This window comes from Pseudomonas sp. 05N434, assembly GCF_056396965.1.
The window spans coordinates 1-14,237 of record NZ_JBFTMK010000053.1 but is presented as its reverse complement, the minus strand read 5'-3'; the positions used below and the strand labels follow the sequence as shown (position 1 = coordinate 14,237).

The 14,237-nt window shown below is 58.2% G+C and carries 12 protein-coding genes; 11 read left to right on the top strand and 1 reads right to left on the bottom strand.

Features of this window, described 5'->3' with window-relative positions; translation table 11 throughout:
• The 11 genes from bamA to AC1DLB_RS05890 all read left to right on the top strand — a co-directional run.
• The coding region (gene bamA / locus AC1DLB_RS05940) for an outer membrane protein assembly factor BamA (protein ID WP_477784726.1) at positions 1-1,805 on the top strand (1,805 nt) is incomplete at its 5' end.
• 221 nt (positions 1,806-2,026) lie between these two features.
• Entirely contained in the window at positions 2,027-3,019 is a 993-nt protein-coding gene (locus AC1DLB_RS05935) for a SphA family protein (RefSeq protein WP_477743198.1), read from the top strand.
• Between the two features lie 54 nt (positions 3,020-3,073).
• Positions 3,074-4,255, top strand: a complete 1,182-nt coding sequence (locus AC1DLB_RS05930) for an MFS transporter (protein ID WP_477743199.1) — start codon at positions 3,074-3,076, stop codon at positions 4,253-4,255.
• A gap of 62 nt (positions 4,256-4,317) precedes the next feature.
• A complete protein-coding gene (locus AC1DLB_RS05925; RefSeq protein WP_477743235.1) occupies positions 4,318-5,769 on the top strand; it encodes a carotenoid oxygenase family protein in 1,452 nt (483 codons plus the stop codon).
• Positions 5,770-6,085: 316 nt separating this feature from the next.
• Positions 6,086-6,937 (top strand): fumarylacetoacetate hydrolase family protein, encoded by an 852-nt coding sequence (locus tag AC1DLB_RS05920; protein ID WP_028940727.1) that lies wholly within the window; start codon positions 6,086-6,088, stop codon positions 6,935-6,937.
• A gap of 3 nt (positions 6,938-6,940) precedes the next feature.
• The gene (locus AC1DLB_RS05915) at positions 6,941-7,762 is read left to right on the top strand and encodes an IclR family transcriptional regulator (protein ID WP_477784725.1); all 822 of its coding nucleotides are present in this window, start codon (positions 6,941-6,943) and stop codon (positions 7,760-7,762) included.
• Between the two features lie 24 nt (positions 7,763-7,786).
• The gene (locus AC1DLB_RS05910) at positions 7,787-9,433 is read left to right on the top strand and encodes a bifunctional 3-(3-hydroxy-phenyl)propionate/3-hydroxycinnamic acid hydroxylase (protein ID WP_477784724.1); all 1,647 of its coding nucleotides are present in this window, start codon (positions 7,787-7,789) and stop codon (positions 9,431-9,433) included.
• A gap of 24 nt (positions 9,434-9,457) precedes the next feature.
• Complete coding sequence (locus AC1DLB_RS05905; protein ID WP_305409094.1) at positions 9,458-10,306, top strand: VOC family protein; 849 nt, start codon at positions 9,458-9,460, stop codon at positions 10,304-10,306.
• Between the two features lie 75 nt (positions 10,307-10,381).
• Entirely contained in the window at positions 10,382-11,860 is a 1,479-nt protein-coding gene (locus AC1DLB_RS05900; RefSeq protein WP_477743202.1) for an aldehyde dehydrogenase family protein, read from the top strand.
• Between the two features lie 88 nt (positions 11,861-11,948).
• On the top strand, positions 11,949-12,926 hold the full coding sequence (locus AC1DLB_RS05895; RefSeq protein WP_138867425.1) for a helix-turn-helix domain-containing protein: 978 nt from the start codon (positions 11,949-11,951) through the stop codon (positions 12,924-12,926).
• Positions 12,927-13,142: 216 nt separating this feature from the next.
• Positions 13,143-13,907, top strand: coding sequence for a substrate-binding periplasmic protein (locus AC1DLB_RS05890; protein ID WP_477784723.1), 765 nt, complete (start codon positions 13,143-13,145; stop codon positions 13,905-13,907).
• Between the two features lie 29 nt (positions 13,908-13,936).
• On the opposite strand, the gene AC1DLB_RS05885 is transcribed toward AC1DLB_RS05890, so the two are convergent.
• Positions 13,937-14,237: ATP-binding cassette domain-containing protein (locus AC1DLB_RS05885; protein WP_477784722.1), on the bottom strand; the 301-nt coding region annotated here is incomplete at its 5' end.

Sequence of the window (14,237 nt, the reverse complement as noted above, 5' to 3'; positions counted from 1 at the left end):
TTGCTGATGAAGACCTGATCAACCTGTTCGAGCTCAAGACCAGTAACTGGCTGTCGTTCTTCAAGAACGATGACAAGTACGCCCGCGAAAAACTCTCCGGTGACCTGGAGCGCCTACGCTCCTATTACCTGGATCGCGGCTATATCAACATGGACATCACCTCGACCCAGGTGTCGATCACCCCGGACAAGAAACACGTCTATATCACCGTCAACATCAACGAAGGCGCGAAGTACACCGTTCGTGACGTCAAGCTCAGCGGTGACCTGAAAGTGCCTGAAGACCAGATCCGCTCCCTGTTGCTGGTTCAGCAAGGCCAGGTGTTTTCCCGCAAGCTGATGACCACCAGCTCGGACTTGATCACCCGTCGCCTGGGCAACGAGGGTTACACCTTTACCAACGTCAACGCGGTCCCCAACCCGAATAATGACGACCATACCGTCGATATCACCTTCGTGGTCGACCCGGGCAAGCGGGCCTACATCAACCGCATCAACTTCCGTGGCAACACCAAGACCGACGACAAAGTGCTGCGCCGCGAAATGCGTCAGATGGAAGGTGGCTGGGCATCGACCTACCTGATCGACCAATCCAAGACCCGCCTGGAACGACTGGGCTTCTTCAAGGAAGTCAACGTCGAGACGCCGGCTGTAGCGGGCGTCGACGACCAGGTTGACGTGAACTACAGCGTCGAAGAGCAGGCCTCCGGTTCGATTAGCGCCAGCGTCGGTTTCTCTCAGAGTTCCGGCCTGATCCTCGGAGGTTCGATCACTCAGAACAACTTCCTGGGCACGGGCAACTACGCCAGCCTGGGCCTGACCCGCTCGGACTACCAAAGCAAGTACAACTTCGGTTTTACCAACCCCTACTTCACGCCGGACGGGGTGAGCCTGGGCTACAACCTGTTCTACAACGCCACCGACTACAGCGATTATTACAGTGACGGCGTTTCGTACTACTCCATCAACAGTTATGGCGCCGGCACTTCACTTGGCTACCCGATCAATGAAACCTCACGGCTGAGTTTCGGCCTGACCGTGCAACACGACAACATCGAGCCAGGCACCTACAGCGCTGATGAGATCTACGATTTCATTGCACGCGAGGGCAAGGAGTTCAACAACTTCAAGGCCAACCTCGGCTGGTCGGAATCGACCCTGAACAAGGGCGTGCTGGCCACCCGCGGACATTCGCAGAACCTCAACCTGACGGTGACAGTGCCCGGCAGTGATCTGAGTTTCTACAAGATCGATTACACCGGGCAGACCTTCCTGCCACTGAGCAACGCCACTTCGCTGCGTTTCCACACCAAGCTCGGTTATGGCAACAGCTACGGCTCGACCGACGGCCTGCCCTTCTATGAAAACTACACGGCCGGTGGCGAAGGTTCGGTGCGCGGCTTTGAAAGCGGCACCCTCGGCCCGCGCAACACCCCGGCCACCGGCACCTATGCCAGTGCCGGCCAGGCGTATTATTCGGATCGGGACACCGACGCATTGGGCGGCAATATCCTCATTACCGGCGGGGTCGAATACCTGTTCCCGATGCCCTTCATCAAAGACAACAAATCCCTGCGCACTTCGGTTTTCTGGGACGTCGGCAGCGTCTACTCCAACAAGTGCTACCTGAGCACCACCCAGGGTTGCGACGGTGTCGACCTCGGTCAACTGGCCAGTTCCGTGGGAGTCGGCGTCACGTGGTACAGCCCGATGGGACCGTTGAGTTTCAACCTGGCCTTCCCGGTCAAAAAGCCTGAGAACGCTGATACGCAAGTGTTCCAGTTCTCCATGGGGCAGACTTTTTGAACCGGTGAGTCCGCAAGCATTCCACTTCGTTGGCGCACTGACACGATGTGCAGAATGTGGGACAAGCCCGCCCCCCACAGGTTTCGCGCTGCCCCCCTTGCATCATGGCGCTCTCAGTCAACTCTGGCCGCTGTGCTCAAGCATCACGAACGTCCGGGAATTAAAGTCGAAGTGCCAGGGGAGCTACCCCGGCTCACAATTCCAAGAATAGAGCCACTTCGATGAGCCTGAAAAAATCCCTGCCAGTATGCCTGGCACTCAGCTTCGCATCGCTTGCCGTACCCGCAGCAGAGGGCCCTCCACCACCGTCGGTGAGTGAACCCAGCGGTATCAATCTGGGCGGCACCAGTTTCTACGACGGTTTCGCGGGGCCGCCCGGTCTGTCCCACCTGACCTATCTGAAATTCAGCACCGCACGCAGCATCAGGGACAATGCAGGCAAGGATAATGGCGCCTTCGACAATCCGAAGATCAACGTCATCTCGCTGATCAACCAACTGAGCTATTACTCACCCGACACCATCGGCGGTGGTGCACACCTGGGCTGGAGCTTATTGGTGCCCATCATCTCCCTGGACGGTGACTTTGGCGACAACGGTGCCAAGCTCCAGGATAACGGCACAGGGCTTGGTGATGTCACGGTAGGGCCGCAGATCCAGTTCGACCCGATCGTCGACACCCACGGCAGGCCCGTGTTTGTGCAGCGTCTGGCTTTCGACACCATCCTTCCAACCGGCAAATACGATAAACATAAAGACCTGAATCCAGGCTCCAACTACTTCTCTCTGAACCCCTACTGGGCCGCAACCTGGATGCCGGCGCCTCGTTGGGAAGTGAGCTGGAGGCTGCACTACCTGTACAACTTCAAGAACAACGATCCGGCGAGCAGTTCGACGCAACTTTTCGAGGGCCAGCCTGTGCGCGACACCCGGGCAGGACAATCGGCGTGGGCCAACTTCACGGCCTCGTATGAAGTGGTCCCCAACGTATCCGTCGGGATCAACGGGTACTACTTCAGGCAAATATCAGATGACGAGGTTAACGGAGGTCGGCTGAGCAACTCTCGGGAAAAGGTGTTGGGCATTGGCCCGGGCCTGTTCTGGAAAATCAGCGATGGCCAGGGCTTCTGGTTGAACACCTATAAAGAGACCGGTGTCGAGAACCGCGCGCAAACGGATTACGCCGTCCAGATCCGATACGCCCACACATTCTGACCGATGTGCGCCCACTCGTGCATGAGCGGGCCCTTTTACCCGAGGTGATGTTTCATGAACGCGCTCGACTCCATTGACAGTAAAAAATCATTGGCCGCTATCTGCCTGATGATGGTCATTTCCTTAGGGACGTTGCAAATCCAGCCTATTCTGGGCGGAGCCTTTATCGACCAACTCGGTTTGCCGCTGAATGCCATCGGCGCCATTTTTGCGGCAGAACTGATTGCGATGGCCGTCGCCTGCGGCGTTTGCGCCATGTTGATGGCCAGCGTCGACCGGCGTCGCTTTGCCCTGATTGCCTTGCTGATGCTGGTACTTGGCAATCTGGCCAGTGCTCAACTGCATAACCAGGGGTTGCTACTGATCTGCCGAATGATATGCGGCGCAAGCGGTGGCGCGGTCATGGCCGTTGTCTACGCCACCGCAGCCCTGCGCACATCCAAGGATTCGACGTTCGCGGTGATAAACATCGGCAACCTGCTCTGGGGGATGCTGCTCGTGAGTTCCATGCCGGTGATTCTGAAATCATTCGGCGTGGCCGGGGCGTTTTATCTCTTGGCCATCGCCAGTGCCCTGGCGATGGTTGGTAGCTGGAGAGTGCCGAGGAGCTACCCCGAGGCACATCGGGCAGCGAGCGGCTCGATCCCGCCTTTCGGGCTCACATCGATCTTACTGCTGATGCTTTTTACGCTGCTGTTTTTTGGCCATTCCGCACTGTGGGTTTACCAAGAGCGCATCGGTAAAAGCATTGGCCTGGAACCGCAACAGATCGGTGCAATACTGGGGGGCAGCATCCTTGCCGGTGCCCTTGGAGCGGCACTGGCCGGACTTATCGGCAGACGCCTTGGGTTGCTGTTTCCGCAACTACTGAGCTTCGGCACGGCGCTGATTGCGACTCTGGTCATGGTCTATGGCAATACCCCTGTCGCGTTTGCAGTCACTGCCTGCCTGATCCATGCAGTATGGTTTTTCAGTCTGCCTTACTTACTGTCTATGGCGGCCGAGCTGGACCCTTCCGGCCGACTGGCCGGGCTGGGTAACGCCGCGATTTTCGTTGGTCAGGGGCTCGGCCCGTTTGGCGCGGCACTCGTGGTAGGCGAAGGACAGTTCCGCGCCGTCGGATGGCTGGCGGCCTCGGCCTACCTGACAGCCCTGCTTATCTCGTGTCTGCTCGTTGCACGTTTTCGTCGTGACGCGAAGCCTTGCGCAACAGCACTGTCGCCTCAGTCGACCTGACCTGATATCAAACAGGAACCCCGTCAATGAACAATCGATACCCATCTTCAGAGGTTATGCCGATGACCACCCCGTTTCCCCAAACCCCTGAATTTTCCGGCGCGCTCTATGCACCCAGTCGGATAGAAGCCGAGGTGTTCGACCTGGAGATTGAAGGCACCCTTCCCGCTTCGATCCGTGGCGCTTTTTATCAGGTTGCGCCAGACCCGCAATACCCGCCGATGCTGGGCTCGGATATTTTCTTCAATGGCGACGGAATGGTCAGCGCGTTCTACTTTGCCGATGGCAAGGTGTCGATGCGACGTCGCTACGTAATAACCGACCGGTTGATGGCTCAGCGCCGCGAAGGTCGCTCGCTCAATGGAATCTATCGCAACGTCTACACCAATGATCCACTGGCGGCGAAGAACAACACCACCGCCAATACCAGCGTTGTCGCTCATAACGGTGTGCTGCTTGCACTCAAAGAAGATGCCATGCCCTGGGCAATGGATCTTGAAACACTGGAAACCCTCGGCGAGTGGCATTTTGACGGGCAGATCGAATCAGCGACGTTCACCGCCCACCCCAAGCTCGACCCGGTAACAGGAAACCTCTTGGCCTTCAGCTACGAAGCCAAAGGTGACGGCACACCTGACCTGGCCTATTTCGAACTGTCGCCCGACGGAAAGCTGTTGCACCAAATCTGGTTCCAGGCGCCGTACGCGGCCATGGTTCATGATTTCGCGGTGACTGAACACTACGTGGTGTTCCCGCTGATTCCGTTGACGACCGACCTCGAGCGTATGAAGAAAGGTGGCCAGCATTTCCAATGGCAACCCGATCTGCCTCAGCTCTTCGCCGTCGTACCACGCAATGGGCGCGCGGAGGACGTTCGATGGTTCAAGGGCCCCAAGGACGGTTTCCAGGGCCATACGCTCAACGCGTTCGATGAGGGCGACAAGGTTTACGTAGACATGCCGGTCACCGGCGGGAATATCTTTTACTTCTTTCCCCAGGCCGACGGTCATGTCCCGCCACCCGAAACACTGGCGGCCAGCCTGATGCGCTGGACCTTCGACCTGACCAGCACGCAGGAGGACATTCAACCGCAGCCATTGACGGATTACCCCTGCGAATTCCCAAGGTGCGATGACCGCTACATCGGTCGGAAATATGAGCACGGCTTTGTGCTCGCGTTCGATCCTGAGCGCCCGTACAACCCGGCGAATGGGCCGATTCCGTTTCAATTCTTCAATCTGCTGGCCCATGTGAACCTGAAAACAGGCACCACCGATACCTGGTTTCCCGGTGACAGCGGATGCTTCCAGGAGCCCATTTTCATTCCGCGCTCCCCTGATGCGCAGGAGGCGGATGGCTACGTCGTTTCCGTTCTCAATCACATCGCGGACGGTCGCAGCGAGCTTGTAGTTCTGGATTCTCGTGACATGGAGAATGGCCCCATTGCACGAATCAAAGTGCCGTTCCGGATGCGCATGTCGCTGCATGGTTGCTGGGTGCCGAGCAAACAATGAAACCATGGGCGGCCCACTGAAATGACAGGAAGCCTGTGATTCACCAGGCCGGGATACGGCCCCTGCCCTGACCTTCCAAACACTTCACTGTCTCGTATTGCCTGTTCCGGAGGGTCGGCAAAATGCTGCCAAAAATACATAAAAAAGCATAATTCCTGCATTTTGGGATTTTTAATAAATCCTGCTTTACAGGATTAATCTCCACAACTAGATTGAACCTCAACCGCCGCGGCTTACCTGCCGCCATAGCTGCATGAGCAGTGCCGAGCTTCTTTGCTCCCTGCGCATGCGCTGATCCTCTATCAAGGAGCACTCAATGAAACTCGCGAGCTTTATTGTTCAAGGCCGTAGCACCTACGGCGTCGTCGATGGCGAGCATGTCATCGATCTGGAGTCGGTCAAGCAAACCTTCGGCACCGATCTCAAGCAGGCTATCGCCAACAATCGCCTGGCCGAACTGAGCCACGAGGTCCTCGCGAGCCAGCCTCGTATCCCATTGGCTGAAGTAACTTTTCTACCCGTCATCCCGAACCCGGGCAAAGTGCTGTGCATTGGCATCAACTACGCCACACACGTACGTGAAACCGGTCGTGAGATGCCGACCTACCCGATGATTTTCACTCGTTTCGCTGACAGCCAGACTGCCCACCTGCAACCCATCGTTCGCCCGAAGGCCTCGCACAAGCTTGATTTTGAAGGCGAGCTGGCGGTGGTGATCGGCAAACCGGCGCGTCACGTCAAGCAAGCCGACGCGCTGGACTATGTCGCCGGTTACGCCTGCTACAACGACGGCAGTGTCCGCGACTGGCAGAAACACACCATTCAATTCGTGCCGGGCAAGAACTTCCCGAACACCGGCGGCTTTGGACCTTGGCTGGTCACCCGCGACGAGATCGGCGATCCGCAGGACCTGGAACTGACTACCCGCCTCAATGGCGAAGTCATGCAGCACACCAGCACCAGCGACATGATTTTCGATGTCCGCGCGCTGATCGAATATTGCTCCACCTTCACCGAACTGGCCCCCGGCGATGTGATTGTCAGCGGCACCACCGGCGGCGTCGGCGCGTTCCGTGAACCGCCGGTATGGATGAAACCGGGCGATGAAGTCGAGATCGAAATTTCGCGAATCGGCATCCTGCGCAACAGCATCGTCGACGAGCAGTAAGCCATGGCCACACTACGCGAATCAGAACAATTGCCGGCGCAGGATATCGACAGTAAAGGTTCTAGCCTGGAGCGCATGCTGCGGGTACTCGATCTGTTTACCGAAGAGAGTCCGATCTGGGCTGTCGATGACATGGGCGGTGCATTGGGGTTTACCCGTTCAACCATCTACCGCTATGTGCGCGAACTGGCCGAGGCCAACTTGTTGTTTCAGGTCGGGGCCGGACGTTACGCCCTGGGCGCGAGAATCATTACCTGGGACCGTCAGTTGCGACTGAGCGACCCTTTGGTGCGCGCCGCACAATCATTGGAGCCAAGCCTCCCACGCTGGAGCGAGCAGCAGATCTGGCTGATCTGCCGCCTGTTCAAGGACCAGGTGGTCTGCATTCATCAATACGGCGATTTGTTCAGCGAGGTCAGCTACTCACGCGGCTCACCGAGGCCGTTGTTCCTGGGGGCGACCTCCAAGGCCATCCTCGCCAACATGACCTCGCGTCAACACAGCCAACTCTTCCTGGAAAACCCCGATGAGGTGCGCGCCAGCAACCTTGGTCAGACCTGGGAACAGTTCCGCCGCTCGCTGCAGCGTCTTCGTCATCAGGGCTATGTGGCCAGCGCCGGCGAAGTCGACGCTGGCRTCTATGGCCTCGCCGCTCCGATCTTCGATGGCGATGGCAAAGTCGTCGGCAGCATCAGCTGCGTGCGCCCGATTCAGGAACGTGACAGCACTCAGGAAGAACAGCAAGGACAGCAGGTCCTCGCCCTGGCGCACAACCTGTCGCAACTCATGGCTGCACTCGCCAACCGCCCCAAGCCATTGGACTGAGCCATCCGGAAGGGAACAACAACAATGACACCCCTCAAAAAAATCAGTACACACGTCTTGATCATCGGCGCCGGGCCCACCGGGCTGACCCTGGCCAACTTGCTTGGCCAAGCCGATGTGGACACCTTGATCATTGATCGCAAGCCGGACACCGTGACCGAGCCGCGGGCCGTTTCGATCGATGACGAATCCTTGCGCACCATGCAGGCCGTCGGACTGGATGAAGCCGTGTTGCGAGATGTAGTGCCGGGCTATGGCGTGCACTACTTCACTCGGCCCGGTGGCCGCTGCTTCGGCAAAGTCGAGCCCACCGGCAAGTTGTATGGGTTCCCCAAGCGCAATGCATTTCGCCAGCCACTGTTTGAACACACCCTGAAAATGGGCCTCGAGCGCTTTGCCAACCTGAAGGCACGGTTCAGCCATGAGCTGCTGGAATTCAGTCAGGATAAGCATGGCGTGCGCGCACTGATCCGTGACGCAGACGGCGAAACTGTCGAAGTCCATGCGGCCTATCTGGTCGCCTGCGACGGTGGTCGTAGCCCGGTGCGCAAGCAACTCGGAATCGAGATGGTTGGCTCGAGCTTCTCCTCGCGCTGGCTGGTGGTCGACACTGATCAGGATGACGATCCGTTCTGGCAAACACGTGTGTACTGCGATGCACGCCGTCCCGTCGTTGAAGTACCCGGCCCCCACCGCACACGCCGCTTCGAGTTTCTGCTCAAGCCGGACGAAACCGATGAGCAGGTACTCGGCGATGCTCGCCTGCAAGCGTTACTTTATCCCTTCAAGGGCAACACCCCGGCGTCCATCGTGCGCAAGACCGTTTATACCTTCCACGCCCGGGTTGCCGAACGGTGGCAAGTGAACCGCGTGTTTCTCGCCGGCGATGCCGCGCATCTGACCCCTCCCTATGCCGGACAGGGCATGAACAGCGGTGTTCGCGATGCCCATAACCTGGCCTGGAAACTGATCGGCGTGCTGAAGGGCAAAATGGCTGAAACGGCTCTACTGTCTTACGAAAGCGAGCGTCGCGATCACGCCTGGGCATTGATCAGACTGGCCTTGAACCTCGGCGTGGTCATGGCGCCGGCAACTGTCTTGCGCGCTCATTTGATCAGCGGTGCATTTGCTTTGATCGGCCTGCTGCCGCCGTTGCGGGACTATTTCCTGCAAATGCGCTTCAAGCCTAAACCCCGATTCACCAAAGGGCTGGTACTGACCGAAGGTAAAGCCGGGAAAYTGTCCTGCGGACACATGTTCCCTCAACCGATGCTCACCGATGCTCAAGGCCAGGAAATTCTGCTCGATGACTCGATCGGTGCCGGCTTCGCCTTGATTCAGTACGGCGACCACAGCCGCCAACGCATCGACGAACTCCAGCATGGCTTGTGGTTCCACCTCGAAGCCAAGCGCATTCTGRTCCTTCCCGAGCCTGTCAAAAACATGCCTTCGATGCCTGGCTGCACGGTGCTTCATGACCGCCAGGGTTTGCTCAAAGAAATACTGGGCGATTCAAACACGTTCTTGCTGCTGCGCCCGGATCGCTATATCGCCGCCATTTTCGATAAGGCCGGCGAAACAAAGGCTGCCGAATCTTTGCAGTTGCTGTTCGGCATCGCACAGGCGCGAAACCAAAAAGCCGAATCAAGCATCGCGCCAGTCTTTCCCTGAATTCTTAAAGCCACGGAGGTGTTTATGCAAACCCTACAGACCTGCACCCCTGCACGCCTGTGCTACCTGCATCTGGCGAGCAAAGAGCCGCAACGACAAATCGATTTCTACCGGCGCATGCTGGACATGGAAGGCCTGGCACAGCCCGATGGCAGCTGGATACTCAGTGGCCCGCAACGCGCCATGCTCGTGTCGCCCGCCGATCACAGCGGCCTGCTTGCGGCGGCCTATGACCTGGGCGATCAGGCTCGGCTGGGAGAACTGCGCGCCCGCCTGAACGAGAACGGCTGTGCTGTCGAAGACATCGACTCGCCGTTGCTCGAACCGGATGCCTTTGTGCTTCGTGACCCTCAAGGCCGACAAACGATATTTGGCGTGTCCCGCATTGATCCCGGTGTCGACCGTCAAGGCATGCCGGGCCGCTTGCAGCACGTGGTATTCCAGACCACTGAACTGGAAGCCATGATCGATTTCTACGTCAATAAGGTCGGGTTTACGGTATCGGACAATGTCGTCGACGAGCAGACCGGCCAGCTCATGGTGTGCTTCCTGCGCTCGGACGATGAACATCATTCGCTGGCATTTTTCCGCGGTTCGAAAAACGAATGGGATCACCACTGCTACGAAACCAATGAATGGAATGATATCCGCGACTGGGGTGATCGCTTCGCCAAGGAACGCATCACCATTTTCTTCGGCCCCGGCCGGCATGGGCCGGGCAACAATCTGTTCTTTATGGTCGTCGATGCCGATCGCAACCGCCTGGAGTTTTCCGCCGAACTCGAAATGACCGATGCCGCCCGCCAACCCGGTGTCTGGCCGCAGGAGGAGTACACACTCAATTCCTGGGGGCGCGCCTGGATCAGAAGCTGAGCACATTCTTCAGACAAGGTTTTGCATCATCCATGTCCTTAATCGACGCGGCCACCTGCCTCCAAAGGTAAGACTATGACGACTCAACATTTGCCCCTCTACGCCATCAACGGCGACCAATACATCAATGGCACCTGGCGTACAGGTCGTTCCTCGCGGCGCCTGGATGACCGTAACCCCTTCAATGGCGAGCAACTGCTGGAAATGCCACTGGCCTCGATTGCCGATCTCGACGATGCCTATCAGGCTGCATATCGTGCGCAAACAGCGTGGGCACAGCTGCATCCGACACAGCGCAGCGCGCAACTGGAGAAACTCGCTCACGTCATCCTGAACCGCCGCGATGAAATCATCGACTGGCTGATACGTGAGTCCGGCAGCACGCGCATCAAGGCGAGCATGGAATGGCAGTTCACCCTGAACCTGGTGCGTGAGTGCGCAACGTTGCCGATGCAGGTTGAAGGACGGATCCTGACGAGCTACAAGCCCGGTGAACAGAGCTTTGTCTTCCGTGAACCGCTGGGTGTTGTCGGGGTGATCAGCCCATGGAATTTTCCGTTGTACCTGAGCATGCGTTCGGTGGTCCCGGCACTCGCGCTTGGCAACACAGTGGTGCTTAAACCCGCCAGCGACACGGCAGTAACAGGCGGCCTGCTGATTGCTCATTTGTTCGAAGACGCAGGCTTCCCGGAGGGTTCGCTCAATGTCGTGGTCGGTGCAGGTTCGGAGATCGGCGATGCCTTCGTCGAACACCCGGTGCCAAGCCTGATTTCCTTCACCGGCTCAACCGATGTCGGTCGCAATGTCGGCCGGATTGCGACTGGCGGCAAACACATCAAGCGCGTTGCGCTGGAGTTGGGCGGCAATGCTCCACTGGTGGTCCTGGATGATGCGGATATTGATATAGCTGCGCACGCAGCAGTGGTCGGGCGTTTCCTGCATCAGGGCCAGATCTGCATGAGCGTCAACCGGGTGATCGTCGACCGCTCGCTGTATGCGGACTTCACCGCGCTGGTGGTGGAGCGAGTGCGCAAGCTCAAGACCGGCGACCCGGCCCACGCAGACACCGTGATCGGGCCGGTGGTCAATCAGAACCAGCTCGATGGCCTGTTGCGTAAAATCGATGCCGCCGAGAATGCGGGCCTCAAGCGGTTGTGTGGCGGCCCAGCGTCCGGGTTGGTGTTGCCTGCGCATGTCTTCGGTGAAGTCGGGATCGATCAGGAACTGGCACGTGATGAAACCTTCGGGCCGTTGCTGCCGCTGCTGATCGCAGAAAACGAAGCGCATGCGTTGGAGTTGGCCAACGCCAGCGAATATGGCCTGTCCAGCGCGGTATTCACCCGGGACATGGCCCGAGGCTTGAACTTTGCCCGTGGCATCGTGGCCGGGATGACCCATATCAACGACATCACCGTCGACGACCAGCCCAATGCGCCCTTCGGCGGCGAAAAGAACTCCGGCCTCGGGCGTTTCAATGGTCACTACGCCCTGGATGAATTCACCCGCGCCCATTGGGTCACCTGGCAACCGGGGAGCCACCACTACCCTTTCTGATTCTTGATCGATACTGACCGGACTAAAATTGGGCAAGTGTTGACCCATTTGCCCAATCAACAAAAACAATAAGAAAAGAGGCGAAAAAATGAGTCATTTAGCCTGTGTGTCCACCGATCAGGTTGTTCGCTCCGACCGGCTGATGAAGTGGAAAGAGTTCATGAGCGATCACTTGGGTCGCACGCCGGACTACATCAAGCGTCTGGAATCGACGTTCATCGACCCGTTGCATAACAGCAACTTTCAAGGTCGGCTGGAATATGGCGATCTGGGTCAGCTCGGCTTCTGCCGCATGACCGCCAGTGCCCATCGCTACTCACGCCATCTGAGCAAAGCGGTCGACTCACCCGATACGCCGCGCATGCTGATTCTGCAGATCGCCGGCGTCAGTCATTTCGAACAAGGTCGGCACTGCAGCGCATTAGCGCCTGACGAGATGCTGTTGGTCGACAGCGGCCAGCCCTTCAGCGTCACCAGCACTCAAGGTTGCGAACATTTTATCCTGCTCTTCAAGGGGCCGGCCCGACAGCCACCGCAAGCGGGCGATGTTCACCTGAACGGGCGCAATGGATTGGGCCGCATGTTGATGCATCTGATCAGTGATGCGTACAGCCAGTACCCACTGCTCAACAATCATTCGGCCGAACTGATCGGCAACAGCATCGTGGGGCTTCTGGATAACGCCCTGAAGAACAAACAGGAAGAAAAACAACTCGAACACGATTTCCGCTTCTTCAAGCAAAACCGCCTCAAGGCGTATATCGAGCGCCACCTGGCCGACCGCGACCTGACCATCGAGCGCATCGCCAGCGTCGAGCAATGCTCGGTGCGCAGTTTGCACCGCGCCTTTCAGGAGGAGCTCGGCTGCAGCATCAGCGAATACATCTGGCAACGGCGCCTGTCGCGCTGCGCCGAAGATCTGCGCAGCCGGGAACATGCCCATCGCTCACTCACCGACATCGCCTTTGCCTGGGGCTATGGCAGCAGTGCTCATTTCAGCAGACAGTTCAAATCGGCGTTCGGCATGTCGCCCAAGCTGTTCCGCGATACCCAGGCCCGATCCTGACGCCACCTGCTGCTCGCCCATTGTGATGCGGGTGCACAACAGGTACTGGCCCCGCAAAACACATTCACTTGGGAGGTAGATGTGTCCCGCCACAAAGTCTGCGTAAAATACGGCGTCGATGCCGAATCCAATACAAAAACAGACTCATCATCCCTGTGATCAATACCACCGGTGAATTGTGGCTCCCCCCTACTTTCAATGCCTGAATGATCAACCATGAGCGGGAGTTCACGGATCTCAACTGCCCGTACAAAGACGCTTTGCAGGTTGTGCCTGTCGATCTCGCTGCTGATTGCCTGTCACGCGAGTGGCGCGCCCTTGCCGCTCGAACTGTATATCCCGGACGCTCCACCCCTGACGTTCGTCGATGGCTCCAAAGGCCACGGCATGGTCGGCGAGGCCGTGATGACCGCCATTGCCAACGCCGGATATGTCGCGCATGTCCATGTGCTTCCCTGGGCCAGATCGCAGAAACATGTCAGCGAGACTCAGGACATCCTGATCGCCCCTTTGTCACGCACGCAGGAACGTGAAGATCGCTTCACCTGGATCGCGCCGATCATGCCCATGGAGCGTGCTTTTTTCAGCCTTGACCGGCCGGTGAGCAGCTTCGAGCAAGCGAAACAAACCTACCGGGGGATCGGCGTCGGCCTGGRCAGTGCGCAGGAGGAAATCCTCCGTGAACAAGGCTTCAGCGACGAGCAGATCCACCCCCTGACCATTGGCGACAACCCCGCGCAGATGCTCTTGAAAGGTCGCATCGATGCCTGGTTCAACGGTGTCCCGGAGAGTCGATACATCTGGCCGAAAGTGTCTGAACATACACTGCACATGAGCCCCGTCATGAGCAGTGTGGACCTCTACCTGGCTTGCTCGAAGCAGTGCTCCGCCCAACTGGTGCAAGACTTGCGTGCGGCGGTTGAAACGCTTCGCGATGACGGCACCCTGGCGCGCATACAAAAGCGCTATTTGTCGCCATAGGAATTCTGAGGGCACACGGCTAAACCCATTCAAGGCAGGCATCCCTCCTCCTCTGGCACCTGCAATCCCATGAACCGCCGCACTCTATGAGCCTCGGGCTGCTCGCGGATCGCCTGTGGCGAGGCATCCAGCTGAATGTGGCCGTTTTCCATGAAGATCACCCGGTCGGAAATCGACAGGGCAAAATCCATCTCGTGGGTGACAATCAGCAGGGTCATGCCTTCGCGGGCCAGGTGGCTGATGACCGCGAGTACTTCGCCGACCAGCTCCGGATCCAGCGCCGAGGTCGGTTCGTCGAACAGCAGGATATCCGGGTCCATGGCCATGGCC